The organism is Pseudorhizobium tarimense, assembly GCF_022968135.1.
Lineage (GTDB): Bacteria > Pseudomonadota > Alphaproteobacteria > Rhizobiales > Rhizobiaceae > Neorhizobium > Neorhizobium tarimense.
The window spans coordinates 44837-67456 of record NZ_JALJRA010000009.1 but is presented as its reverse complement, the minus strand read 5'-3'; the positions used below and the strand labels follow the sequence as shown (position 1 = coordinate 67456).

Sequence of the window (22620 nt, the reverse complement as noted above, 5' to 3'; positions counted from 1 at the left end):
AACCGATCACTGCTCCTGTTCCTGCAGCGTGACAAGACCGATGTTCTTGAAACCGGCTGCGGAAATGCGCGCCATTACCTTCATCACCACGCCATAGGCGGCAGTGGTGTCACCACGGACATAGATGCGTTCGTTGTAGCCGGTGGTGGCGATCGCCTCGAGCTTCGGCACCACCTCGTCAATCCCGATCGCCGTTTCCTGCAGGTAGATCTCGCCAGCCGGGTTGACCGAGACTGTGATCGGCTGCGTATCGGCATTCATCGCCTTCGCCTGCGTTTCCGGCAGGTCAATGGGCACGCCGACGGTCATCATCGGCGCTGCCACCATGAAGATGATCAGGAGCACCAGCATGACGTCGACGAGCGGCGTGACGTTGATTTCGCTGACCGGACCGTGCTTGCGCCCGCGCCGTCTGCGCCCACCGCCAGAACCCTTCGCACCGACTAACATACCCATGAGACTGGCTCCTTCCCGGCTGCGTTACTGCGCAGCCTGGCGCGGCTGCAGTTTCTCGTCGATCTGCCGCGAGAGGATGGCGGAGAATTCGTCGGCGAAGCCTTCCATGCGGGCCGACAGCTTGCCGGCATCGGCGGAGAACTTGTTGTAGGCGATAACTGCCGGGATAGCGGCAACCAGGCCGATCGCTGTTGCCAGAAGCGCCTCGGCAATACCGGGCGCAACAACCGCAAGGTTGGTCGACTTGGAACCCGCGATCGCCTGGAACGAGGTCATGATACCGACGACCGTTCCGAAAAGACCGATGAAGGGAGCGGCCGAGCCAATGGTCGCCAGCGACCCGAGGCGGGCTTCGTAGCTTTCGCTCTCGCGCGCCATGGTGACGTCCATTGCCCGATCGATGCGCATCTGCAGGCCGATCGGCGAGCGCGCACCGCGCTCGAAGCTCTTCTTCCATTCACGCATGGCGGCGACGAAGATGGCTGAGAGACCCCCGTTCTGGCGCTCGGCCAGCGTGCGGTAAAGCTCCTCGAGCGACTGGCCGGACCAGAACACCTGCTCGAACTGGTCGAACTGACGCTTGGCCTTGCCGAAGCTCACATACTTGTCGATGACGATGGCCCAGGTCCAGACCGATGCTCCGATCAGACCTAGCATGACCAACTTGACGACGAAACCAGCCTGCATGAACAGCGCCCAGAGACTGACGTCATGGGTCGCCGCAGCCAAACCTACCTCTTCCATCTACCTATTTCCCCGAATCCAAACGCCCGGCACAGGACCGGGCGGGTTCAAAAGCGCTCTCGCGAGATGTGCATGGCCGCCGGATGCGCTCTTCTACCCCAAGGTGCCCTGAGCTTTCAGCATTGGCTTCTCGCTTTCAAATTTGGTCAAAGGAAGGCGTGCATTGCACAAATTCCTTGGGCTTCAACAAGACATCATTATGGTTAAGAAAGTGTGATCAAGGTATCGCTGGCGTTGCGCAAGACGCTGGCGCAGTTGTTCTTATGGAATGAAGATCGTGAAGCTTACCGCATGGCCAGTCGCGTTACACCTGCTCGCAAGCCTCTCCCAAGGAACTGCTTATGCGCAGCAAAATCAGTCCCTGCCCCGGCAACCAAGAGAATGCGTCACCATCACATCACCGACATTCACCCACGAATGGGTGAGAAAGCCAGTGACGACCCGAACCTTCATGTCGGGCACCGTCGTCGAATACGCCACGGCGGGCGACAGGTCTCCTACGAACGAGAAGAAGCACTTCCTAGATCCAAAATGGGAGACGAGGTCGAGACCTGCCTAGGCTTTCCGCAGATGATTTGCCCGCCAGAAGATCAGCGGGCGCGATCACTGGGTCATGAACAAGCGCACCGGAGAAAGCTGGGAGCTGCCTGACTCGCCCCACTATCGCGGCGGCGCTTGAACCCCCAGGAACTTCTGGGCGATCGCCTCCGGCAAGCGCCGCGGCCGGCCTTGCCGATTGATGACAGCAATCACGACTTTGGCCGCAATCAGCAGTGTCTCGCCCCGGCGGATCTCCTGGTTTATCAACATCTTTGCGCCGCCTGCCTTCTCGGTCGCTGTCAGGATCGTCAGCACGTCGTCCATCCTGGCCGGTACCTTGAAATCGATCTCCATTCGGTGGACGACGAAGACCAGCCCCTCCTCGTCCGCCGCTAGAAGGTCGCTCTGCTGGCAACCGAGACAGCGCAGGTAATCGGTGCGTCCGCGCTCGAGGAAGTGCAGGTAGCGGGCGTGGTAGACGAGGCCGGAAAAGTCTGTATCTTCATAATAGACGCGCTGGACCAGCCGGTGGCCTGCATCGCTAAACTGCCCGGAAAGCAAAAAATTCTCGTCTGTCATCGTCATGCCTTAGTGGACGGTCGTCATCAGCGGGTGGCGGGATGGTTGCCATGCGGTATTGTGCTTCTGTCACAAAACCTCCCTATCAGGAAGTTCGGTCCGATAAACAGCGGAGTTATCTCATGAAGATTGCAGTCCTTGGCGGCGATGGTTTCGTCGGATGGCCCACCTCCCTCCATCTGTCCGATGCCGGTCATGAGGTGCATATCCTCGACAATCTCTCCCGCCGCTGGATCGACACCGAACTCGGCGTCCAGTCGCTGACGCCGATGGACTCGATCCAGGAGAGGACCCGCGTCTGGCATGCCGAAACCGGCCGGCGCATCCACTTCCACCTGATCGATCTCGCGAAGGATTACGAGCTCCTGAAGGGCTGGCTCGCCAAGCACCGGCCTGACGCCATCATCCATTTCGCTGAGCAGCGTGCGGCGCCCTACTCGATGAAGAGCGACCGGCACAAGAACTACACGGTCAACAACAACGTCAATGCGACGCACAACCTGCTGAACGCGATGGTGGAGCTCGATCTCGATGCCCATCTCGTCCACCTCGGCACCATGGGCGTCTACGGCTATTCCACGGTGGGTGCCGCTATTCCCGAAGGCTATCTGCCCGTCGGGATCGAGACGATGGATGGCCGCACCGTCAGCCAGGAAATCCTCTATCCAGCCAATCCTGGCTCGATCTACCACATGACAAAGTGCCTGGATCAGCAGCTCTTTGCCTTCTACGCTAAAAACGATGGCCTTCGGATCACCGACCTGCATCAGGGCATTGTCTGGGGCACCCATACCGAGCAGACCCGTCGACACCAGCAGCTTGTCAACCGCTTCGACTACGACGGCGACTACGGCACTGTTCTGAACCGCTTCTTGATCCAGGCGGCGATCGGCTATCCGCTGACGGTCCATGGCACGGGCGGGCAGACTCGCGCCTTCATCCACATCCAGGATTCGGTCCGCTGCATCGAGATCGCGCTGAAGAACCCGCCGCAGCGGGGCGGACGCGTGGAGATCTTCAACCAGATGACGGAAACGCACCGCGTGCGCAATCTCGCCGAGCTGGTAGCGAAGATGACAGGGGCCGAGATCGCTTGGCTGCCGAACCCGCGCAAGGAAGCGCCGGAGAACGACCTGGTCGTCAAGAACGAGAAGTTCCTCGGGCTTGGCCTGCAACCAACGACGCTCGGCGAAGGCCTGCTGGAGGAGATCGTCGACGTGGCGAAAAAATTCGCCTACCGCGTCGACCGCTCGCGCGTTCCGGCCGTCTCCGCCTGGACGAAAGACATCGCCGCCACTGTGGAACACGATCCTGAAGGCAAGCGGCTGAAGTCGGTCTCCTGATGCCGGCCGATTTCGGTACCCAGGGCCTTCGCCCCGCCTCCCCTGCCGGCAGCGACCGCGCTTTCGTCACCCTGGTTACCAATGCAGACTACGCCAAGGGCGCCACCGCATTAGCCAAGTCATTGCGACATACCCGCACCACGGCTGACATCGTCGTGCTTCACACCGGAGCAGTAGAGACGGCGGATCTCGGGCGCCTCGCCAATATTGGCTGCCGGCTCGTCGAGGTCGACCACCTGCCGCTTTCGGAGGCCTTCAACGAGCGCCACGCCCGCAAGAACATCCACGGTGCCGCCCCGTTCACGAAGGGGCGGAAGCCTGACTTCCACACACCGTTGGACAATTTCTGCAAGCTGCGGCTCTGGCAGCTGACCGAGTACCTTAGCTGCGTTTTCATCGACGCCGATGCAGTCGTGCTTAGGAACGTCGACAAGCTGTTCGGCTACCCGGAATTCTCCGCCGCCCCGAACGTCTACGAGAGCCTCGCCGACTTCCATCGGCTCAACTCCGGCGTCTTCGTTGCGCGACCGTCGGCGGATACCTTCAACCGGATGCTGCAGCGCCTGGATCAGCCCGGAGCCTTCTGGCGGCGCACCGATCAGACCTTTCTGGGAAGTTTCTTCCCCGATTGGCACGGCCTGCCGGTGTTCATGAACATGCTGCAATACGTCTGGTTCAACATGCCGGCCCTGTGGGACTGGCGAAGCGTCGCCATCCTGCACTACCAGTATGAGAAGCCTTGGGAGGAAGACCATCCAAAGGCGGACCAGCTTCGCCCTCTGATCGATCTCTGGCGCGATTTCCACGAAGGGCGGGTCCCGGACCCTACACAACTACCAAACCCGCGGAGCTAGGCCATGCGGGTGCTCGTTGCCGGCGGATCCGGGCTGGTCGGCCGATACATCGTCAACGGACTGCTGGAAGCGGGCTACGATGTCACCGTCGGCGGACGGACACCGCCGCCGGAGGGCTGGTTCGTCGGCCAAGCCCGCTTCGTGCCTCTGACGTTGGACCCGACTGCGGCTCAGGCACATGCCTTCGACGGTGCCGATGCCTTCGTTCACGCAGCCTTGGATCACCTTCCAGGAAAATATCGCGGTGGCGAAGGAGCTGATCCTGGCCGGTTCCGGAGCCTGAATGTCGACGGCACGATCCGCGTTTTTGAAAAAGCCAAGGCTGCCGGCGTCCGCCGCTGCATCTTTCTCTCCAGCCGCGCCGTCTATGATGGACTTGCCGATGGCTTGCCGCTGATCGAAACCGCTGATCTCGCACCGAACTCGCTCTACGGACAGGCGAAACTTGAGGCTGAGGCGGCGCTGGCGCGGTTGTCAGCGCCCAACTTCAGGACCGCCAGCCTTCGTCTCACCGGCGTGTACGGCGATCTCCGCCCGAATAAGTGGGACCCGCTGTTTCTCGATTATCTCGCTGGTAATCCCATTCCCTCTCGTGCAGGGACAGAGGTCCATGGCGGGGACGTTGCAGCGGTAGTGCGGCTGATGCTGCAGAATGATGAGGCACAGGGGAGCTTCAACGTCAGCGACGTCGTCACAGACACCGCCACGATCCTGGCGCCGCTGAAGGCCCTGTCGCGCTGCCCACATCCCCTCCCGCGGCAAGCCGATACAGGAGCCGTACGGGAGATGATCACGAGCGCAATTCACGTTCTTGGTTGGGTTCCGGGTGGAGAGGCTTTGCTCCTCCGTTCGCTGGAACGGCTGGCTATCGCTTACCAGTTGCCATAGCCATCACTGCGAGCTCTCTAGGCCGATTTCTGCTCCTCGGCCCATGCGCTGCCGGCATCACCGCTCCCAAACAGCCAGGCAATATAGCCAGCAGAAGGATCCCCGTTGTTGCCGAAGTTCTTACCGCGCTTGTCGACCTTGTGCCGCGCAAGATAGCTCACCATCCGCGTGTCGTCGGAAAGCTTGCGTCGGTTCTTCAGGTCACGCGCTCGGGCAACGCCGACCTGGGTACCGCCACGGTGAAAATACCGGCGCAGTTCGAGCCCCTTCTCAGCAGCCGCCGCGACATCGGCAGGCGGCATGAAGTCGTTCGCCTCACTTGCCATTTTTCTTCTTCAGCTCCGACTGGCTCTTCAGCACCCTGTCGCCGTCCTCCTGCTTGATGAGGTAGGCTGGCTCGTTCCTTGTCAGCTTTACGCTTTACCTTGGTGCCCTTGATGGTCCGCTCCACATCGTTGGTGAAGCGATCCTTGGCCGTGCCTTCGGCCCTGTTGGCACCCCACTTCCACTCGACCTTGTCGCAATCACATTGTTGAGGCGGCCTAGTCCTGGTCGAGGCTGAGGCGGAACTGCGCTGCCTCCAGATCCTTCGGCGGCTGCAAGCCGAGATGCTTCCAGGCGGTGGCCGTCAGAATGCGTCCGCGCGGCGTCCTCTGGATGAAGCCCTGCTGGATCATGTAGGGCTCGATGATGTCCTCGATCGCATCACGCGGCTCCGAAAGGCCGGCCGCGATCGTCTCGATTCCGACCGGCCCGCCGCCGAAATTTGCGGCGATCATCGACAGATAGCGCATGTCGAGCTGGTCGAGACCCATGTTATCGACGTTGAGCCGCGTCAGTGCCTCGTCGGCAATCTCCCGCGTGACAGCCTCGGCACGTGCCACTTCGGCGAAATCACGCACCCGGCGCAAGAGCCGCCCGGCGATGCGCGGCGTGCCGCGGGCGCGCCTGGCGATCTCGCGGGCGCCGTCGTCGGTCATTCCAAGCCCCATCAGGCGAGCGCCGCGGCGCACGATGCCTTCCAGTTCCTCGACCGTATAAAAGGAGAGGCGCACCGGAATGCCGAAGCGGTCGCGCAGCGGAGTCGTCAGGAGCCCCAGCCGCGTCGTCGCCGCAACCAGCGTGAACTTCGACAGGTCGATCTTCACCGAACGCGCCGCCGGGCCCTCGCCGATGATCAGATCGAGCTGGAAATCCTCCATCGCGGGATAGAGGATTTCCTCGACCGCCGGATTGAGCCTGTGGATCTCGTCGATGAAGAGCACGTCGCGCTCTTCGAGATTGGTGAGCAGAGCGGCAAGGTCGCCAGCCTTGGCGATCACCGGCCCGGAGGTGGAGCGGAAATTGACGCCGAGCTCCTTCGCCATGATCTGCGCCAGCGTCGTCTTGCCAAGCCCCGGAGGCCCGACGAACAGCACATGATCCAGCGCCTCGCCGCGGTTCTTCGCCGCCTCGATGAAGACCTTGAGGTTCGCGCGCGCCTCTGCCTGGCCGGTGAATTCGTCAAGCGTCTGCGGGCGCAGCGTGACGTCCAGGTCTTCGCCTCGCTTCTCCGCGGATATCAGGCGGTCTTCATCACTCATCAGGGCATGTTCCGTTCAGTCTTCACAGCGTTCGTTACACGAAGGCGACGTCAATGGACACCGTGGCACGGGCTATCGTGCCAGTTCCTTCAGCCCCAGCCGGATCAGCTTCGCGCTGTCGGCCCCATCGCCCGCCGTTTTCATCGCTGCAGCGACGGCATTGGCAGCCTGGTCGCGCGAATAGCCGAGATTGGTCAACGCCGAGACGGCATCCGACACCGGTGCCGAGGCGACACCCTCACCCAGTTCCTGCTTCAGCCCGATACCGGCCGTCGCCTCGCCGGCAAAGGCCGGCGCCTTGTTCTTCAGTTCGGTGACGATCCGCACCGCCACCTTCGGCCCGACGCCCGGCGCACGCGATACGGCCGTCTTGTCCTGCAGCGCGATCGCATTGGCAAGCTCGGAGGGCGTTAGCGTTGAAAGCACTGCGAGCGCCACCTTGGCCCCTACCCCCTGGACGCTCTGCAGCAGGTTGAACCATTCCCGCTCCAGCGCCGAAAGGAAGCCGAAGAGCTTCAGTTGGTCCTCGCGCACATAGGTTTCGATGAACAGCACCACTGCCTCGCCGACCGACCCCATGCGAGACAGGCTGCGCGCCGAGCAGAAGGCCTCGTAGCAGACGCCGTGCACATCAACGAGCACATAGTCTTCGCCGATCTCGTCAATGGTGCCCTTGAGCTTGCCGATCATGAATTGCGTCCGTTGGGGTGGGTTTCGGGAGTGATGAGAGGAACGTCCGGGAAGTAACGACGATAGCCTTTCGGATCACGCGTGATGATGGAATAGCCGCGGATCAGAGCATGTGCCCCGATCAGGAAGTCCGGCAGCACGCGCTCGCGCGCCCCGCCGGCCTGGCGATACATGCTGAAAGCCGCACCGGCTGCAAAAGCGGCAGCCCAGGGAAGACCTTCGCGTCGGAATTCCTCCGCCGGCAGCAGAGCCTCAACCTCATTCATATCGCGGTAGCGCACGGAAAATTCGGCATAGATGATCGGGTTAATCATCAGCGGCACGCGCGCAGCAAGCTTTGCAAGCGCTCCGCGTGACCACGCGAGCCAGACCGGGTCGCGCACGGCGATATCGACAAGGATACTGGTATCAACGAGTACGGCCATCTTAGCGGTCTCGCGTCAAGCCCATCAGGGCATCCGCATCGATCGACGGGTCACCGGTTCCTTCCAGACGCCGCAGCGTCTCCACGAATACCTCTAGCCGCTGCTTTTCCTGCTCTTGCAACGGATCGTTCTTCGGTGCGACAGTCAGCTTGCCGTTCTCGATCGTGAAGACGACTTCCGAGTTCGGCTCGATACCGACCAGTTCCCGCAGATCCCGCGGTATGGTCACCTGGCCCTTCGACGTAACACGCATGACGATCTCCTTCGGTAATAAATATTATTACCGAAAGAACAAGTCAAGAACACCTCACACCGTCGCCAGCACCTTCCGCATTCGATCGCCGCCGCGATTGTGCGCGTGACAGATGGCGATCGCCAGCGCATCGGCAGCGTCATTGCCCACGAAGGCTGCCTTTGGCATCAGGATCTTCAGCATCATGTGGATCTGCTGCTTTTCGCCGTGCCCGACGCCGATTACCGCCTTCTTCACCGCGTTCGGCGCATATTCCGAAACCCGCAGGCCTGCGCGTGCCGGCACCAGCATCACCACACCGCGTGCTTGACCAAGCTTCAAGGTGGCGACGGCATCCTTGTTGACGAAGGTCTGTTCGACGGCCGCCTCCTGCGGCTGGTAGGCATGCACCACATCAGCCAGCCCGTCATGCAGTTGGCAAAGCCGCGACGCGAGATCCAGGTCGCCGTCCGACGTCACCGTTCCCGATGCAACAAAGCGCAGGCTGTTGCCGAGCGTCTCGATGATGCCCCAGCCGGTCCGGCGCAGGCCGGGATCGATGCCGATGATGCGAATCGTGTCTATCATGTCGTCACTCTAGCTTCCGCAGCCCATCACTGCCATGAAGAATGTGAACAAAAGAGAAACGCCCGTCCGTCGAGATGGTTAAGCTTCATTAACCTTATCCGCCAAGTCCCGTGCAAAAGGGCGGCTTCCGCCGCAACGGCCTCCCGATTGGCGCGTTGGCCGTCCAGATACAAAAGCATCCGGAATCATGAGGAGACCGTTATGCAGGATCGAGATAAGCTCGAGAGTGAACTGCTGGAACTGCGCACCGTCGTGGATGCACTCGACGGCAGCCTGCGCCGCCTGGCGATGGGAGACGTCTACCAGCAGATCGACCACCCTTTCCCGCGTGGCTATGACGGCCTTCGCAAGGATTTCAACCGCGGTCTGGCATCCGTCAGCGCGACGATCGATGCCATCATCACGCGCACGAAGAACGTGCGGCTGGAATCGAGCGAGCTTAGACTGACCCTGAAGCAGAAGGCTGAAGAGGAATCTGAGCGTGATGCAGCCCTCTCGGCTCTCGTTGCCGAGGCCGGCAGTATTGCCGACACGGCCCGCAGTCAGGCGGCCCATGTCGAGCATGTCTCGACGATCCTACACAATGCACGGCTCGACATGCGTCGCCCGAAGGAAGCGGCTGCTCGTTCTGTCGAAAGAACGGAAATGACGTGCCGCTCGCTTGCCCATCTCAAGCGCCTAACGGATGAGGTGAAGGCGCTGCTGCGTGAGGCCTCGCTGCTTGCCCTGAACGGCGGCATTAATGCCGCTCACACAGGACCTGAGGGCGAAGAGGCACTTGATGCCGCCAAATCGCTGCATTCGCTGACGCGTCAGGTGGGGTCCACCATCGAAGCCCTGGGAGAGGCTGCCGATTGCGCTCTCGCGGACGCTCACGCTGCGGCAGAGGCCGGCACTCAGGTCACGCGCGAGTTCGATGCCATGGATCTCTACACCGAGGCGCTGGATGCACAAATTGGTTCGCTGAGCGACAGCACTCAACAGCATGCCACGGATGCTGAATCCATCCGGGGCGGCCTCAACGAATTGGCGCGGGCAAGGCGTCCACTCGACCCGGCACAGCCTTCGCCGGAATTCCAGCTGAGCAATATCGACAGGGCGCTGGCTGTGATCGAGCACCAGACCAGCCGTTTCACGCCGGTCCGCACGATCCTTCCCCCGCCGCCTGCTCCCACCACTGGGACGGGCGGCCGCTCGCACCTCCGTCTGGTCAAATCCTAGGATCACTGTTCGGATAAACGCGGCAGCTTGTGCCATCATTCCGGCCTCGTAACCGTGGCCGGAATACCTACATGGGCGTGACACATCCTCCGTCCAGGACCCGCATGATGATCCCATTCTCCATTCTCGATCTTTCACCCGTTCCCGAAGGCCTGACCGTCAGCGATGCCTTGGAGCAGTCCCGCCAGATGGCGATCAAGGCGGAGGAATGCGGCTACCAGCGCCTGTGGCTCGCCGAGCATCACGGCATGCCAGGGATCGCCAGCGCAGCGACCTCGATCGTCATCGGACACGTCGCATCGGCAACAAAGCGTATCCGGGTAGGCTCCGGTGGCGTGATGCTGCCAAACCATTCTCCCCTGGTGATCGCCGAGCAGTTCGGAACCCTCGCCGCGCTTTTCCCCGGCCGGATCGACCTTGGCCTCGGCCGGGCGCCGGGGACGGACATGCGCACCGCCCGGGCACTCCGCCGAAATCTCGAAGCGGGGGCCGAGAACTTCCCGCACGATATCGTGGAGCTGCAGCGGCTGCTGGGCGAACCGACCGAGGACCAGGCGATCCTGGCGGTCCCGGGCTCGAACTCGAACGTGCCGCTCTGGCTGCTCGGCTCGAGCATCTACAGCGCCCATCTCGCAGCGGCGCTTGGGCTTCCCTACGCCTTCGCCTCGCATTTTGCACCGGACATGCTGATGGACGCGATTGCCATTTACCGCGACCGTTTCCAGCCATCAGAAACGCTGGCAAAGCCGTACGTAATGGTGGGCGTCATGGGCGTCGCCGCGGATACGGACGAGGAAGCCGCACGGCTCTTCACTTCATCGCAGCAGCAGTTCGTCAATCTGCGCAAGAACATCCGCACGCAGTTCCCACGTCCCGTGGCGAGCATGGACGGCCTCTGGAGCGAGATGGAGCGGATGAGCGTGGAGCATACCTTGCGCTTTGCAACCGTCGGATCGCCGGCGACCATCGAAGCAAAGCTTGGTGAGTTCTTGAAGGAAACGCAGGCAGACGAACTGATCGTCTCGATGCCGATCCACGATATCAACGCACGGCTGAAGTCGGTTGAGCTTTTTGCCGGCCTGCCGCTGATGGAGAAGGCGCCCTAGCGCCTCCTCCACATTTCAGGTCAGGCCGAGAGCTTGGCCATGACCTCGTCCGAGACTTCGAAGTTCGAATAGACGTTCTGCACGTCGTCATCGTCTTCCAGCGTGTCGATGAGCTTCATCAGCGACTGCGCCTTTTCCTCGTCGACCGGGATCGTATTTTGCGGTCTCCAGACGGCCTTGACGGACTCGGCTTCCCCGAGCGCAGCTTCGAGCGCCTTGGACACTTCATTCATGTCTTCGAACGCGCAGTAGATCGTGTGGCCATCCTCGTCGGATACGACGTCTTCGGCACCAGCCTCGATCGCTGCTTCCATCACCGTGTCCGCATCGCCGACGGAAGCTTTGTAGGTGATCTCGCCTACATGGTCGAAGGAAAAGGATACCGAACCGGTTTCGCCAAGCGCGCCGCCGGCCTTGGAGAAGGTCGAGCGAACGGAGGATGCGGTGCGGTTGCGGTTGTCGGTCAGCGTCTCCACGATGACGGCAACGCCGCCGGGACCGTATCCCTCGTAGCGAATCGCATCATAGGTCTCGGCATCAGCGCCGGACGCCTTTTTGATGGCGCGCTCGATGTTGTCCTTCGGCATCGACTGCGCCTTGGCATTTTGCACCGCGAGGCGCAATGCCGCATTCATCGCAGGGTCGGGCAAACCGGTCTTTGCGGCAACCGTGATTTCGCGTGCAAGCTTGGAAAACATCTTGGAACGGATGCCGTCCTGCTTTCCCTTGCGGTGCATGATGTTTTTGAACTGTGAATGGCCGGCCATGGCACCCCTGATCACGTCTATTTTGCGGAATGCCGGGGGTTATAGTTTCCAAGCGGCGCCGGTTCAAGCCACCGGGACCGTTTCCTTGGCAGCGACACTGCCGCCGTCGCCAAGCTACATGCCCTGCGGCACCAGGATCGTCGGCCGCTTGGGGAGGGTCCGGATGGAGACCCGGATCGTCGGCTCCGACGCATAGGAGACATCGACCGTGCCGGCCAGCATGCCGATGAAGCTGGTGAGCCCGCCCGGGCGATGCATCGGCAGGATGATGGACGAGCGCAGCCGCTCGACAACGCGGCTCATGCTGTCCGCACCAAGCGTCAGCCCACCGTCCACGGGCACCATCAGGACATCAAGCCTGCCAATTTCAGTATAATGGCTTTCCGTCAGCTCATGGTGCAGATGGCCGAGATGGCCGATGCACAAGCCGGCGATCTCGAAGATGAAGATCGAATTGCCGTCTTTCTCGAAGTCACCGCCCCAGGATCGGATATCGGTGGTGACGTTGCGGATATAGGCGTCGCCTACCACCACGTTGTGGCGGATCTTCTCACCCGGCACGTCGCTCCAGCCCTGCAGTACCTCTTCGATGCCAGCGTCAGGCGAGAGCGTGAAATGCGTGGAATGGGCCTTGTTCATAGTCACGACGTCGGGCAGCCGCGAAGGTCGGTGGACGCCGCTGTAATCGGTGGCGATGCCGACGCCGCCGGGGCTCTCGATGAAGTAGGTGGAGTGGCCGACATAGGTGATCCGCACCTCCTCGCGCGCAGCCAGGTCCGCTTGATCGGTGCCTTGGGCAAGCACGATCGGCGCAGGCGCCGATGGGATGTAGCTGGCAAAGGTGGCGCCCGGGACCGCCCTTGCGATCGCCTGGCACTGGCTGACCGCCATCGGCGCATCCTGCGCCTGCACAGGGGTGAGACCGAGAAGGCCGAAGAGGATGAAAACGACAGTCCGCAGCATCATGCCACTCCCTGATCGGTTGCGAGCGGGAGGATGCGGCAAGGCAGCAGGCCGGTCCAGCGCATTGCGCGCCGGCCGATCTCACTTTTCTGTCATTCGAAGGCGAACCTCAGGCCCAGAAGGCGGGGATCGTTTCCGCCAGACGCGGCCCGATCCGCAGCGGCGCGATCTTCTCGGCCAATCCTGTGGAATCGGAGATCTCGATCCCGAGACCGCAGATGGTCGCCGGGCCGCTCGCTGCCTCGAATCGCCCCTTCGGCATCTTCGAGATGAAGCGGTTCAACGGCTCCTCCTTCTCCATGCCGAGCGAAGAGTCATAGTCGCCGCACATGCCGGCATCCGACATATAGCCGGTACCGCCGTTGAGAATCTGGCAGTCGGCTGTCGGGACATGGGTGTGGGTGCCGACGACGAGGCTTGCGCGACCGTCGACGAAGTGGCCGAAGCACTGCTTTTCGCTCGTCGCTTCCGCGTGGAAGTCGAACACGATCGCATCCGCCTGCTCCTTCAGGGGACAGGCCGCAAGGATGGCCTCCGCCGTCTTGAAGGGGTCGTCGAGTTCTGGATGCATGAAGACGCGCCCCATGACGTTAGCGACGAGGACGCGGGCACCGTTCCTGGCATAATAGACGCTCGAGCCGCGCCCTGGCGTTCCGGCCGGATAGTTGGCGGGCCGCAGGAACTGATCGTGCCGGCCGGCGAAGACGATGGCGTCCTTCTGGTCCCATACATGGTTGCCGGTGGTCACCACGTCGGCGCCGGCATTGATCGTTTCCAGGAAGATGTCTTCGGTGATGCCGAAGCCGCCGGCCGCGTTCTCGCCATTGACGATGACGAAGTCGAGCTTGAGGTCGGAGACGAGGCCGGGCAACCTTTCCCATACCGCCGTGCGGCCAGTCTTGCCCACCATGTCACCTAAAAAGAGAAGTCTCATTCCTGTCCAATCTAGTATCGAAGCTGTGCAGGCCGCTCTCGGTCAGCACCGCCTGCAGTCTGATGTCATGGGGTTCTGCGGGCACTGATGCCACTTCCTGGCGGTCGAACGCAATCCCGATCAGCCTCGGGTCCCGCCCCTGGTCGTGCAGGCGCGCAATCGCTCGGTCATAATAGCCGCCGCCGTAACCGATCCGGTGGCCGCTCCGGTCGAAGGCCGCAAGTGGCACCAGCATGATGTCAGGGTAGAGTACCCTCGCCTCGAGCCCCGGAGCGGACGTCCCGAAGCCGCAGTCGATCAGCTTCGTGTCCGGCAGGAGCTCGCGGAACTCGATCCGCTCCTTGTCCAGGATCACCGGCACGCAGATGCGTGCCCCGCGTCCCCTGAGCCCCGCCATCAGAGGTCGCAAGTCCACCTCGGACCGGATCGGCAGGAAGCCGGAGACGACGGTGCCGGGCGACAACTCGATCGCAGCCAGACCATGGTCCGCCAGTTGAAGGCTCTTCTCGATCCGCTCGACAGCGGACATGGCGTCACGGGCGGCCAGCCGGCCGGCACGCAGCTCCGCCTTGAGCGCAGATATCTCCGCCATCAGACGGGCGTCTCCTCGACGCGGCGCACGAGCAGCTTGTCGATGCGCCGGCCGTCCAGATCGATGACTTCAAATAGCCAGCCCTGGCGCTCGAAGGTTTCTCCCAGTTCCGGCAGCCGCTTGATCTCGTCAAGCACGAAGCCCGCCACCGTCTCGTAATCCGGATCCTCGTCGACCCTTAGGCCCATCTCGTGGGAAAACTCGTCGATCGGCATCCAGCCGGCGACAAGGAAGGACCCGTCATTGCGCGAAACGATCGCCGGCTCGTCGGTCTCGTCTTCCTGGAATACGCCGGTGATGGCCTCCAGCACATCGCCCGACGTGATGATCCCCTCGAAGTGGCCATACTCGTCATAGACGAGCACCATATGCGCCGGTGTGCGCCGCAGCGCCTGGATCACGTCGAGTGCGCCGGTCAGGTCGGACACTACCGGCGCCTCGCGCATCAGGTCGCGAACGCCCGGTCCCTTGCCCGACGCGATGAACTCGAAGGCGTCCTTGACGAAGAGCACGCCTAGGATCTCGTCGGAACTGCCGTTGCGAACCGGGAGCCTTGAGCGCTGCGTAGTGCGAAGCTGCTCCCTTATGTCTGCAAGCTCGTCCTCGATGTCGACCACCTCGACATCGCGCCGCGGCGTCATGAGGCCGCGCGCGGTCCGGTCGGCAAGACGCATGACGCCGGAGATCATCGCTGACTCTTCCGTCTCGATCACGCCGGCGCTGTGCGCCTCCGCCAGAACCGTCCGGATCTCCTCGTCCGTCACGCGATCGCCTGTCTCCTCCTTCTGCCCGAGAAGGCTCAAGACGAGCCGCCCCGAGATATCGAGGAGCCAGACAAGCGGCGCGCCGATCTTTGCGACTAGTGTCATGGCCGGCGCGACGCGGGCAGCTACCTTTTCGGGCGACCGCAAAGCGATCTGCTTCGGAACGAGCTCGCCGACGATCAGCGACAGATAGGTGATCGCAACGACAACGGATCCCACGCCAAGAGCATCCGACCAGTTGTCGGGTAGGCCCTGCATTTCCAGCCAGGTTGCGAACCGCGCCCCGAGCGTCGCGCCGGAGAAGGCACCCGACAGGATGCCAACAAGCGTGATGCCAATCTGCACCGAAGACAGGAAGCGGCCGGGATCATCCGCCAGCTGCATAGCCAGCTTTGCGCCGCGGTTTCCCTGCTCGCTCATCACCTTCAGTCGCACAGGACGCGCCGAGACGACGGCAAGCTCGGACATGGCAAGGACGCCGTTGAGGACGGTGAGGGCCACGACGATGAGAATTTCGACTAACAAGAGGAGCTCTCAGTTGGGACGGAAACGACCGGCATTATTGTGCGTCGAGCCTGCATTCCCTACGAACCCGGCTTTATAACCGTCCTGAGGTTTGATGCCACCGTTGCACCTCTGTGCTTCGGAAGCCGCCTGTTCCAGGCGGGAGGAATGATAGGGCTCCTCTGCCCGCTAGGCAATGGCTGCTGCGCTGGCCTTGCCGGCTACGATTGCAGCATCAGGAGAAGCTCGGCCCGTGTGCCATTTTTCTTCGACGTGTATTCGACAGCCGATCCGAGGGTGGCGGCCATCGACTTGACGATCCGGCTGCCCAGGCCCGTACCCTTGGGCGTATCCCCTTCGCTCCAGCCGATGCCGTCGTCCTCAACGACGAGCAGCGCCTGCTCCGGCGATCGCGCCGTAAACGCAACGCGGACTTCGCCTTCCCCACCCTCAGGATAGGCATACTTGATGGCGTTCGTCAGAAGCTCGGTGACGATCATGCCGACGGAGACGGCGCGGTCGGAGGTGAGCGAGACCGGATCCGCCTTGAGCTGGATGATCGGCCCCTGCTGGTCCATGTTGACGGAGTTCTGAACTTCCTTGACCAGCGTGCCGAGGTACTTGTCCATCTCCACGTGCCGGACGTCATCGGAGGTGTAGAGGCTGCGGTGCATGCCGGCGATGGCGGTGATGCGGGCCTGCGTTTCCGCCAGCGCCTCCTTCACCTCGTCGCTCTTGCTGTTGGAGACCTGCAGGCGAATGAGGGCTGCGACGAGGGCGAGACTGTTGGCGACGCGGTGATTTACTTCGGCAAGCAGGACCTCCGCACGTTCTTTGCCGATGCGGATTTCCTGCTCTGCCTTTTCCTTGGCCTTGCGCAGCTCGGCATTTGCCATGGCCTGGCGCAGCGCGCTCTCCATCAGCGGCCAGAATTCCTCGCCGACAGTCTTGATCACGTAGTCGGAAGCGCCGCTCTTCAGTGCCTCGATCGCAATCGTCGCTTCGCTTGAGCCGGTGACATAGATCACCGGCAGGACGATCTGCCGCTCCTTGAGCATGGAGAGGATCTGCAGACCCGTCTCCGCCCGCAGGTAATGGTCGAGGACGATCGCCCCGAATGTACCACCGTCCAGCGCCGCGAGAGCCGACCCGGAATCCGCCGCGTGCACGACCTCATAGCCGGCACGACCTAGATGCCTCTGCGCCAGGCGTGCCAGCGCGAGATCGTCATCAACATAAAGAACGGTTTGCGGCATCTGCTTCCGTTATTGCCCCGGCACTTGCATCACAGAGAAAAACAGGCCGAGCTGACGGATGGCGTTGGCGAAGCTGTCATAGTCGACGGGCTTCGTGATGTAGACGTTTGCGCCAAGGTCGTAGCAACGCTGAATTTCCCGCTCGTCGTCCGTGGTGGTCAGGATGACAACCGGCAGGCGCTTCGCATGTGGGTTGGACTTCACCTTTTCGAGGATGTCAATGCCTGACATGTCGGGCAGGTTGAGATCGAGAAGGATCAACAGATGGCGATCCTGGGTGCTGGCGCCCGTGCGGTCGCTGCCGAGAATGAAGTCGAGGGCCGAATTGCCGTCGGTAAAGGGCACGATCTCGTTGTTGACGCCGGCACGCCGGACGTTCTTCTCGATGAGGCGCGCATGTCCCTCATCGTCTTCGACCATGACGATGGTGACTTCTTTTGCTGCAGCTTTCATGACCCGCTACTCCTGACAAACTGGGACAGATCCGAAGGCAGGCGGATAATAAAGGTGGAACCGCCCCCCAAGGTTGAGGTCACGGTAATCTCGCCACCTAAATTTCTGACTAACGATCGGACGTGGGCAAGGCCTATACCCTCTCCCGCCTTGTCTTGCACCCCTGATCTTCGGAAAAGCTCGAAAACCCGCTCGTGGTCCTCCGGCGCAATGCCGCGTCCGTTGTCTTCCACCTCGATGCGGATAGAGTTGCGACGTGCCGGCATGGCACGCACCGCCAGATGCAGAGGCCGGTCAGGATGACGGTATTTCACGGCGTTGTCGAACAGGTTGCCAAAGATCTGCTCCAGCGAAAAGCGGTCCGAAACCATCCCGCGGGCACCGCCGACAGCGATCCGGATCTCGCCGCCCGCCTCGTCCACCTGATGATAGATGCTGGCAGCGGTGTTCTCCAAAAGTTGCGACAGGTCAACCGGCTCGGGCTTCAGCTCCCGCCGGCCGTCGCGCGAAATCTTCAGGATCGCATTAATCAGCCCGTCCATCTTCTTGGTCGAGGACCGAATGAAGCCGATCGCCTCCGGCAGATCCTCCTCCACCGCAAGGCGGGCCTCGCGGATCTGGTCCTCCGTCGGCGTGCCTCCATCCGCCAGCACATAGCTTTTCACGGCGGCCAGGGTGGCATCGAGCTCGCTGGTGAAACCCATGATGTTGACGAGCGGCGCGCGCAGATCATGCGAGACGATGTAGGCATAACGCTGAATTTCGCGGTTCGCCTGCATCAGGTCTTCGGTGCGCTCCTCGACGCGCTCTTCAAGGCTTGCGTTCAGTTCCTCCACGGCGCTGCGCGCCCGGGAAAGCTCGCGCACATGCTGGCTTACGATGATGATCGCACCGCCCACCACGGCAATAATGACGATGCCGCCGCCAATCGCGAACCACTGCATCGACTTCGAGGCATCCGTCAGTTCGGCAAGCCCCTCGTTCAAGCGGGTATCGAGAGACTGGATCAGGCTGAGCAGAAGCTCCCGCAGTTCTTCCATCACCTCTCGACCATACTCGTTCCGGACGATCTCGATCGCCCGCGCGCTATCTCCCGCCTGCGCCAGTGCGACAGTGTCGCGCAGTTCCGTCAGCTTTTCCTCCACGAGGAAGCGAATCCGCGGAATGGTTTCAGAGTAGGTCTGCTCTTGGCGAAGAGCGCCGTCCAGCCTCTCCAGGCTTTCAATCACCTGCTCCATTGAGCGTTCGTAGGGATCGAGGAAGTTGTCGTTCTGGGTCAGAAGATAACCGCGCTGTCCGGTCTCCGCAGCCTGCACGAGAGCAAACAGGTTGGACGCCGACGTGCGTGCGTTGCGGAGCTCGATCACCTCGTCCGAATAGGACTGGGTCATTCGCGCCTGAAATAGCGACGACAGCACGATCCCGATAAGAATGGCGGCCCCGACCAGAAGCATGAGGATCGACGAACGGGCGAAGGTATTGGTGGTGAGCGGCATGGGATCCCGGGAAGCTGAAAGGCCGGGGGAAACTCGGTCGTCCAGGGGATAAAGTCAAGAATACGACCTTCGTATAAGGTATCCTTTAGTCAATGCTAATTTTCGCACTATCCCACGCCTGAAAACCCGTTATCGTCCCAGTCTGGAACGGGGCAACTGCGATGCAAAGTGACGGTGTCGTCTTCGTCGAAACGGATAGCGGACGCTTTAAGGTAAGCGTCGTCGAAAACGGCACTTTGACCGAACGCCAGTTCAGGATAGAGGCCTTTGCTATGTCATGGGCTATAGGACAGAGCCTAAGGCTGGGAGTGTCGGTGGCGCGCGAAACCACAGTCCCTGCAGGGGCCGCTACTCCCTGTTCTGACACAAGAGTGCGCGCCAGGCCGGTCTGATTTTTACTGCGACCAAGCCCGGATTTTGAATGCCGTACGGTTACGAGAGTGCGATCCACGCAACCGATGGAGAGTTACGATCCTGGGTGCCTACAAACGTAGGTGGGCGCCATATGTCCAAGCCCACGGGCCTGGTCAGGGACAGCTCCCTTTGGATCGAGTATGGCCCCAGGGATTGTGGTTCCTGTCGTGAGGCGCAGACCGCATCCAAGATATAATCCCGAATCCAGCCCTTAACCAGAGGTCGCCTTCGCTTTTGCTCAATTGACCGGCGTTGCGCGCCCGGTCAGCTTTCCGGTCAGCACTTCGATGCGCCCTGCAATCTCGCTGAGGCTCGAGGCAATCATCTGCTCATTACTCTGCTGGTGCTCCGTTTCGCCGTCCAGAGCAGATTTCAGCGAAGCGATCTCCGCCTCCCGTGCCGAGAGCTTGCGCTGCACTTCCGACAACTCGTCCATGACCATGATGCCTGCCATCACCGTCAGCCGCAGATCGCCGATCTCACCGAACTGGCTCTTGAGGTGACCGACATACTGGTCGAAGCGTGATGCAAGATCGGTCAAGTGACCTTCCTGCCCCTCCTCGCAGGCCATTCGGTAGGTCTTGCCGTCGATTGTGACCGTCACCTGAGCCATTGAGTATCCTTCAAATGATCAACGGTCGAGAACCGCCCGGATCGTCTCCATTGCCGTAACGAGACGGCGAGAGACCTCGCGGTTCACTTCCTCCAGCCGATTGGCGCGAAACTGTGACTGGTCCAGTTCTTGCGCCAACCGTGCCCGATCCTCGTGCACCCGGCGCACTTCGCTCTCGGCATCGGCAGCCTGGCGCTGATGCTCGAGACGCATGTCGACGGCATTCTCGAGGCCGCCGATGGCAGCCTTGAGTTCTGCAAGCGCCTGATCCAACGACTTTTCCGCCGGCATTAACGTCTTCCGTCTGAAGTGGCGAATCGGCTTTCGCGCCGATGCGACTGAAGCAACACAGTATTCCGGCACCGGAGTCGGGTCAACAAAACCGCGCCGCCGACTTGTTCTAACTTGTGAATCAGCAAAATCGCGGGCCCGTGACCTCTGCCTTCGGAGGAGGCAAAGCTCACAGCCGTGCCTAAAGCCGCGCCGTCCGCAGGGCACTTTTGTTGACTTGCGCGTTGCACCTGCTAAGGATCAGCCGCTTTCACGCGGTCCGTCCGAAGACCGTGAACGACACCCGGAAAACAGCGGAACAGTCATGATCTCTCGCGAAAAACACAACCGGATGGCCAATGCGATCCGCTTCCTCTCCATGGATGCCGTGGAGAAGGCCAATTCCGGTCACCCCGGTCTTCCGATGGGTGCGGCCGACGTCGCGACGGTTCTTTTTACCCGCTTCATGAACTTTGACCCGAAGAACCCGCTGTGGCCCGACCGCGACCGCTTCGTCCTGTCGGCCGGCCATGGGTCGATGCTGCTCTATTCGCTGCTCTTCCTAACGGGCTACGACGACATCACGATCGACGACATCAAGCAGTTCCGCCAGCTCGGGTCCAAGACGGCCGGCCATCCGGAATACGGACACATCTCCGGCATCGAGACCACTACCGGCCCGCTGGGCCAGGGTATTGCCAATGCCGTCGGCATGGCGATCGCCGAGCGCAAGCTGTCGGAGGAGTTCGGCAGTGAGCTGCAGAACCACCACACCTACGTCCTTGCCGGCGACGGATGCCTGATGGAAGGCATCAGCCAGGAGGCAATAGCGCTTGCGGGCCACCTGAAGCTCAACAAGCTGATCGTCTTCTGGGACAACAATTCCATCACCATCGATGGCGCCGTCTCGCTATCGGACTCCACCGACCAGATCGCCCGCTTCAAGTCGGTGAACTGGAACACGATTTCGGTCGACGGCCATGATCCGGATGCGATCGCCGCCGCCATCGAGGCGGCCCATGTTTCCGACAAGCCGACGCTAATCGCCTGCAAGACCGTCATCGGCTTCGGTGCTCCGAACAAGCAGGGCACCCACAAGGTGCATGGCAGCCCGCTGGGTGCCGAAGAGATCGCCGCGGCCCGCAAGTCGCTCGAATGGGATGCGGAAGCCTTCAGTGTTCCGGCTGATGTTCTTGATGCCTGGCGCCTCGCCGGCCTCCGTTCGGCCAAGGCCCGCAAGGAATGGGAAGATCGCCTGGCCGAAACGCCGAACGAGAAGCGCGCAGAATTCGTGCGCCGCTTCGCCGGCGAATTGCCGGGCGGCTTCGACAGCGCGATCGACGCTTTCAAGAAGAAGGTCGCCACCAACAACCCGACGGTCGCCACCCGCAAGGCCTCCGAGGATGTGCTCGAAGTCATCAACGGTCTGCTGCCGGAGATGATTGGCGGCTCCGCCGACTTGACGCCGTCGAACAATACCAAAACGAGCCAAATGACGTCGATCACGCCGACCGACTTCTCCGGCCGCTATATCCATTACGGCATTCGCGAACATGCCACGGCCGCAGCTTTGAACGGCATCGCGCTGCATGGCGGCCTCATCCCTTATTCGGGCGGCTTCCTGATCTTCTCCGATTACTGCCGCCCGTCCGTCCGCCTTGCAGCACTGATGGGCATCCGCGTCGTCCATGTCTGGACGCATGATTCCATCGGCGTTGGCGAAGACGGTCCGACGCACCAGCCGGTTGAGCATCTCGCGGCCCTGCGCGCCATCCCGAACCTCCTGCTCTTCCGTCCGGCCGACGAGACCGAAACGGCGGAATGCTGGCAGCTGGCTCTGAAGGAAAAGCATCGTCCCTCGGGCCTCGCGCTGACCCGTCAGAACCTGACGCCCGCACGCACCGAATACGAAGAGAAGAACCTCTGCGCATATGGCGCCTACGACCTGGTTTCCGCCAGCGACGCCAAGGTGACGATCTTCGCCTCCGGCTCAGAAGTCGAAGTCGCCCTGAAGGCACACGGCATGCTGGAGCAGAAGGGCATCACCGCCCGTGTCGTCTCCGTACCCTGCGTGGAGCTCTTCATGGACCAGCCGGAGGATTACCGCGAGGCAATCATCGGCACCTCGCCCGTCAAGGTCGCCGTCGAGGCAGCCGTTCGCGAAGGTTGGGATGCCATCATCGGCTCCGACGGCATCTTCGTCGGGATGAAATCCTTCGGCGCCTCGGGTCCGGCCAAGGACCTCTACAAGCACTTCGGCATCACGGCGGAAGCCGTGGTGGAAGCGGCAGAGAAGCGACTTTCCTGAAAAGCCGCTCCCTCTTCAGCACTTTGAATCGTACGTT

At 61.7% G+C, this 22620-nt stretch carries 26 protein-coding genes, 1 other RNA gene and 1 pseudogene; 6 read left to right on the top strand and 22 right to left on the bottom strand.

Annotated elements, in window-relative coordinates; genetic code table 11:
- Window positions 1-6 precede the first annotated feature (6 nt).
- The 3 genes from tolR to ybgC form a co-directional block, all read right to left on the bottom strand.
- The gene (gene tolR / locus MUU54_RS12330; RefSeq protein WP_247244320.1) at window positions 7-456 is read right to left on the bottom strand and encodes a protein TolR; all 450 of its coding nucleotides are present in this window, start codon (window positions 454-456) and stop codon (window positions 7-9) included.
- Window positions 457-480: 24 nt separating this feature from the next.
- A complete protein-coding gene (tolQ, locus tag MUU54_RS12325) occupies window positions 481-1200 on the bottom strand; it encodes a protein TolQ (RefSeq protein ID WP_247244319.1) in 720 nt (239 codons plus the stop codon).
- Between the two features lie 660 nt (window positions 1201-1860).
- Window positions 1861-2319 (bottom strand): tol-pal system-associated acyl-CoA thioesterase, encoded by a 459-nt coding sequence (gene ybgC, locus MUU54_RS12320; RefSeq protein WP_247244318.1) that lies wholly within the window; start codon window positions 2317-2319, stop codon window positions 1861-1863.
- A gap of 122 nt (window positions 2320-2441) precedes the next feature.
- On the opposite strand from ybgC, the gene MUU54_RS12315 reads away from it, so the two are divergent.
- From MUU54_RS12315 to MUU54_RS12305, 3 genes are read left to right on the top strand one after another with little or no spacing between them, the layout of a single operon-like run.
- Window positions 2442-3662 (top strand): NAD-dependent epimerase/dehydratase family protein, encoded by a 1221-nt coding sequence (locus MUU54_RS12315; protein ID WP_247244317.1) that lies wholly within the window; start codon window positions 2442-2444, stop codon window positions 3660-3662.
- Window positions 3662-4516, top strand: coding sequence for a glycosyltransferase (locus MUU54_RS12310; RefSeq protein ID WP_247244316.1), 855 nt, complete (start codon window positions 3662-3664; stop codon window positions 4514-4516). The genes MUU54_RS12315 and MUU54_RS12310 overlap by 1 nt, the downstream gene beginning before the upstream one ends.
- Window positions 4517-4519: 3 nt before the next feature.
- The gene (locus tag MUU54_RS12305; protein ID WP_247244315.1) at window positions 4520-5404 is read left to right on the top strand and encodes an NAD-dependent epimerase/dehydratase family protein; all 885 of its coding nucleotides are present in this window, start codon (window positions 4520-4522) and stop codon (window positions 5402-5404) included.
- A gap of 17 nt (window positions 5405-5421) precedes the next feature.
- Here MUU54_RS12305 and MUU54_RS12300 read toward each other — a convergent pair whose 3' ends face one another.
- The 8 genes and pseudogenes from MUU54_RS12300 to ruvC form a co-directional block, all read right to left on the bottom strand.
- Window positions 5422-5730, bottom strand: a complete 309-nt coding sequence (locus tag MUU54_RS12300) for a hypothetical protein (protein WP_247244314.1) — start codon at window positions 5728-5730, stop codon at window positions 5422-5424.
- Window positions 5720-5788, bottom strand: a complete 69-nt coding sequence (locus MUU54_RS25000) for a hypothetical protein (protein ID WP_376742091.1) — start codon at window positions 5786-5788, stop codon at window positions 5720-5722. The genes MUU54_RS12300 and MUU54_RS25000 overlap by 11 nt, the downstream gene beginning before the upstream one ends.
- 82 nt (window positions 5789-5870) lie before the next feature.
- A pseudogene (locus MUU54_RS24995) lies at window positions 5871-5990 on the bottom strand (hypothetical protein); the annotation flags it as partial.
- Window positions 5947-6987: a Holliday junction branch migration DNA helicase RuvB gene (gene ruvB, locus MUU54_RS12295; RefSeq protein WP_247244313.1), complete on the bottom strand. Its 1041-nt coding sequence runs from the start codon at window positions 6985-6987 to the stop codon at window positions 5947-5949. The gene ruvB and the pseudogene MUU54_RS24995, both read right to left, overlap by 44 nt.
- Before the next feature lie 72 nt (window positions 6988-7059).
- Window positions 7060-7677, bottom strand: a complete 618-nt coding sequence (gene ruvA / locus MUU54_RS12290) for a Holliday junction branch migration protein RuvA (RefSeq protein ID WP_247244312.1) — start codon at window positions 7675-7677, stop codon at window positions 7060-7062.
- Window positions 7674-8102, bottom strand: coding sequence for a type II toxin-antitoxin system VapC family toxin (locus MUU54_RS12285; protein ID WP_247244311.1), 429 nt, complete (start codon window positions 8100-8102; stop codon window positions 7674-7676). The genes ruvA and MUU54_RS12285 overlap by 4 nt, the downstream gene beginning before the upstream one ends.
- Window position 8103: 1 nt before the next feature.
- Window positions 8104-8355 (bottom strand): AbrB/MazE/SpoVT family DNA-binding domain-containing protein, encoded by a 252-nt coding sequence (locus tag MUU54_RS12280; protein WP_247244310.1) that lies wholly within the window; start codon window positions 8353-8355, stop codon window positions 8104-8106.
- Window positions 8356-8409: 54 nt separating this feature from the next.
- Complete coding sequence (gene ruvC / locus MUU54_RS12275) at window positions 8410-8922, bottom strand: crossover junction endodeoxyribonuclease RuvC (protein WP_247244309.1); 513 nt, start codon at window positions 8920-8922, stop codon at window positions 8410-8412.
- Window positions 8923-9123: 201 nt separating this feature from the next.
- Between ruvC and MUU54_RS12270 the strand changes: the two genes are divergently transcribed.
- Together MUU54_RS12270 and MUU54_RS12265 are read left to right on the top strand one after the other, a co-directional pair.
- On the top strand, window positions 9124-10143 hold the full coding sequence (locus tag MUU54_RS12270) for a methyl-accepting chemotaxis protein (protein WP_247244308.1): 1020 nt from the start codon (window positions 9124-9126) through the stop codon (window positions 10141-10143).
- A gap of 107 nt (window positions 10144-10250) precedes the next feature.
- Window positions 10251-11249 carry an LLM class flavin-dependent oxidoreductase gene (locus MUU54_RS12265; RefSeq protein ID WP_247244483.1) on the top strand — a complete coding sequence of 333 codons (999 nt, stop codon included), beginning with the start codon at window positions 10251-10253 and terminating at the stop codon, window positions 11247-11249.
- A gap of 20 nt (window positions 11250-11269) precedes the next feature.
- Here the strand turns inward: MUU54_RS12265 and MUU54_RS12260 are convergent, their stop codons facing one another.
- The 11 genes from MUU54_RS12260 to MUU54_RS12210 all read right to left on the bottom strand — a co-directional run bounded on the left by MUU54_RS12260 (window position 11270) and on the right by MUU54_RS12210 (window position 20296).
- Window positions 11270-12016, bottom strand: coding sequence for a YebC/PmpR family DNA-binding transcriptional regulator (locus tag MUU54_RS12260; protein WP_247244307.1), 747 nt, complete (start codon window positions 12014-12016; stop codon window positions 11270-11272).
- A gap of 114 nt (window positions 12017-12130) precedes the next feature.
- Window positions 12131-12982, bottom strand: a complete 852-nt coding sequence (locus MUU54_RS12255) for an MBL fold metallo-hydrolase (protein ID WP_247244306.1) — start codon at window positions 12980-12982, stop codon at window positions 12131-12133.
- Window positions 12983-13088: 106 nt separating this feature from the next.
- Entirely contained in the window at window positions 13089-13913 is an 825-nt protein-coding gene (locus tag MUU54_RS12250) for a TIGR00282 family metallophosphoesterase (RefSeq protein ID WP_247244305.1), read from the bottom strand.
- Window positions 13891-14505 carry a 5-formyltetrahydrofolate cyclo-ligase gene (locus MUU54_RS12245; RefSeq protein WP_247244304.1) on the bottom strand — a complete coding sequence of 205 codons (615 nt, stop codon included), beginning with the start codon at window positions 14503-14505 and terminating at the stop codon, window positions 13891-13893. Before MUU54_RS12245 ends, MUU54_RS12250 begins: the two co-directional genes overlap by 23 nt.
- Window positions 14505-15794, bottom strand: coding sequence for a hemolysin family protein (locus tag MUU54_RS12240; protein WP_247244303.1), 1290 nt, complete (start codon window positions 15792-15794; stop codon window positions 14505-14507). Before MUU54_RS12240 ends, MUU54_RS12245 begins: the two co-directional genes overlap by 1 nt.
- A 200-nt stretch (window positions 15795-15994) precedes the next feature.
- A complete protein-coding gene (locus tag MUU54_RS12235; RefSeq protein WP_247244302.1) occupies window positions 15995-17029 on the bottom strand; it encodes a sensor histidine kinase in 1035 nt (344 codons plus the stop codon).
- A gap of 9 nt (window positions 17030-17038) precedes the next feature.
- Window positions 17039-17482 (bottom strand): response regulator, encoded by a 444-nt coding sequence (locus MUU54_RS12230; protein WP_239996784.1) that lies wholly within the window; start codon window positions 17480-17482, stop codon window positions 17039-17041.
- On the bottom strand, window positions 17479-18978 hold the full coding sequence (locus MUU54_RS12225; protein WP_247244301.1) for a sensor histidine kinase: 1500 nt from the start codon (window positions 18976-18978) through the stop codon (window positions 17479-17481). The genes MUU54_RS12230 and MUU54_RS12225 overlap by 4 nt, the downstream gene beginning before the upstream one ends.
- A gap of 440 nt (window positions 18979-19418) precedes the next feature.
- Window positions 19419-19576, bottom strand: a non-coding RNA gene (ssrS, locus tag MUU54_RS12220) — 6S RNA.
- A gap of 54 nt (window positions 19577-19630) precedes the next feature.
- The gene (locus tag MUU54_RS12215; RefSeq protein WP_247244300.1) at window positions 19631-20005 is read right to left on the bottom strand and encodes a cell division protein ZapA; all 375 of its coding nucleotides are present in this window, start codon (window positions 20003-20005) and stop codon (window positions 19631-19633) included.
- Window positions 20006-20023: 18 nt separating this feature from the next.
- Window positions 20024-20296, bottom strand: a complete 273-nt coding sequence (locus MUU54_RS12210) for a DUF4164 domain-containing protein (RefSeq protein ID WP_247244299.1) — start codon at window positions 20294-20296, stop codon at window positions 20024-20026.
- A 304-nt stretch (window positions 20297-20600) separates the two neighbouring features.
- Here MUU54_RS12210 and tkt point away from each other — a divergent pair, with 304 nt between their 5' ends.
- The gene (gene tkt, locus MUU54_RS12205; RefSeq protein ID WP_247244298.1) at window positions 20601-22583 is read left to right on the top strand and encodes a transketolase; all 1983 of its coding nucleotides are present in this window, start codon (window positions 20601-20603) and stop codon (window positions 22581-22583) included.
- Window positions 22584-22620 lie beyond the last annotated feature (37 nt).

Excerpts from the sequence above, each read along its gene's own strand:
- MUU54_RS12260 (WP_247244307.1), bottom strand. The coding sequence starts at position 12,016 with ATGGCCGGCCATTCACAGTTCAAAAACATCATGCACCGCAAGGGAAAG.
- ruvC (WP_247244309.1), bottom strand. The coding sequence starts at position 8,922 with ATGATAGACACGATTCGCATCATCGGCATCGATCCCGGCCTGCGCCGG.
- MUU54_RS12255 (WP_247244306.1), bottom strand. The coding sequence starts at position 12,982 with ATGATGCTGCGGACTGTCGTTTTCATCCTCTTCGGCCTTCTCGGTCTC.
- tolQ (WP_247244319.1), bottom strand. The coding sequence starts at position 1,200 with ATGGAAGAGGTAGGTTTGGCTGCGGCGACCCATGACGTCAGTCTCTGG.
- MUU54_RS12230 (WP_239996784.1), bottom strand. The coding sequence starts at position 17,482 with ATGAAAGCTGCAGCAAAAGAAGTCACCATCGTCATGGTCGAAGACGAT.
- MUU54_RS12265 (WP_247244483.1), top strand. The coding sequence starts at position 10,251 with ATGATCCCATTCTCCATTCTCGATCTTTCACCCGTTCCCGAAGGCCTG.
- MUU54_RS12315 (WP_247244317.1), top strand. The coding sequence starts at position 2,442 with ATGAAGATTGCAGTCCTTGGCGGCGATGGTTTCGTCGGATGGCCCACC.
- MUU54_RS12280 (WP_247244310.1), bottom strand. The coding sequence starts at position 8,355 with ATGCGTGTTACGTCGAAGGGCCAGGTGACCATACCGCGGGATCTGCGG.
- tolR (WP_247244320.1), bottom strand. The coding sequence starts at position 456 with ATGGGTATGTTAGTCGGTGCGAAGGGTTCTGGCGGTGGGCGCAGACGG.
- ruvB (WP_247244313.1), bottom strand. The coding sequence starts at position 6,987 with ATGAGTGATGAAGACCGCCTGATATCCGCGGAGAAGCGAGGCGAAGAC.
- ybgC (WP_247244318.1), bottom strand. The coding sequence starts at position 2,319 with ATGACAGACGAGAATTTTTTGCTTTCCGGGCAGTTTAGCGATGCAGGC.
- MUU54_RS12250 (WP_247244305.1), bottom strand. The coding sequence starts at position 13,913 with ATGAGACTTCTCTTTTTAGGTGACATGGTGGGCAAGACTGGCCGCACG.
- MUU54_RS12215 (WP_247244300.1), bottom strand. The coding sequence starts at position 20,005 with ATGGCTCAGGTGACGGTCACAATCGACGGCAAGACCTACCGAATGGCC.
- MUU54_RS12210 (WP_247244299.1), bottom strand. The coding sequence starts at position 20,296 with ATGCCGGCGGAAAAGTCGTTGGATCAGGCGCTTGCAGAACTCAAGGCT.
- MUU54_RS12235 (WP_247244302.1), bottom strand. The coding sequence starts at position 17,029 with ATGCCGCAAACCGTTCTTTATGTTGATGACGATCTCGCGCTGGCACGC.
- ruvA (WP_247244312.1), bottom strand. The coding sequence starts at position 7,677 with ATGATCGGCAAGCTCAAGGGCACCATTGACGAGATCGGCGAAGACTAT.
- tkt (WP_247244298.1), top strand. The coding sequence starts at position 20,601 with ATGATCTCTCGCGAAAAACACAACCGGATGGCCAATGCGATCCGCTTC.
- MUU54_RS12310 (WP_247244316.1), top strand. The coding sequence starts at position 3,662 with ATGCCGGCCGATTTCGGTACCCAGGGCCTTCGCCCCGCCTCCCCTGCC.
- MUU54_RS12225 (WP_247244301.1), bottom strand. The coding sequence starts at position 18,978 with ATGCCGCTCACCACCAATACCTTCGCCCGTTCGTCGATCCTCATGCTT.
- MUU54_RS12305 (WP_247244315.1), top strand. The coding sequence starts at position 4,520 with ATGCGGGTGCTCGTTGCCGGCGGATCCGGGCTGGTCGGCCGATACATC.
- MUU54_RS12300 (WP_247244314.1), bottom strand. The coding sequence starts at position 5,730 with ATGGCAAGTGAGGCGAACGACTTCATGCCGCCTGCCGATGTCGCGGCG.
- MUU54_RS12285 (WP_247244311.1), bottom strand. The coding sequence starts at position 8,102 with ATGGCCGTACTCGTTGATACCAGTATCCTTGTCGATATCGCCGTGCGC.
- MUU54_RS12245 (WP_247244304.1), bottom strand. The coding sequence starts at position 14,505 with ATGGCGGAGATATCTGCGCTCAAGGCGGAGCTGCGTGCCGGCCGGCTG.
- MUU54_RS12270 (WP_247244308.1), top strand. The coding sequence starts at position 9,124 with ATGCAGGATCGAGATAAGCTCGAGAGTGAACTGCTGGAACTGCGCACC.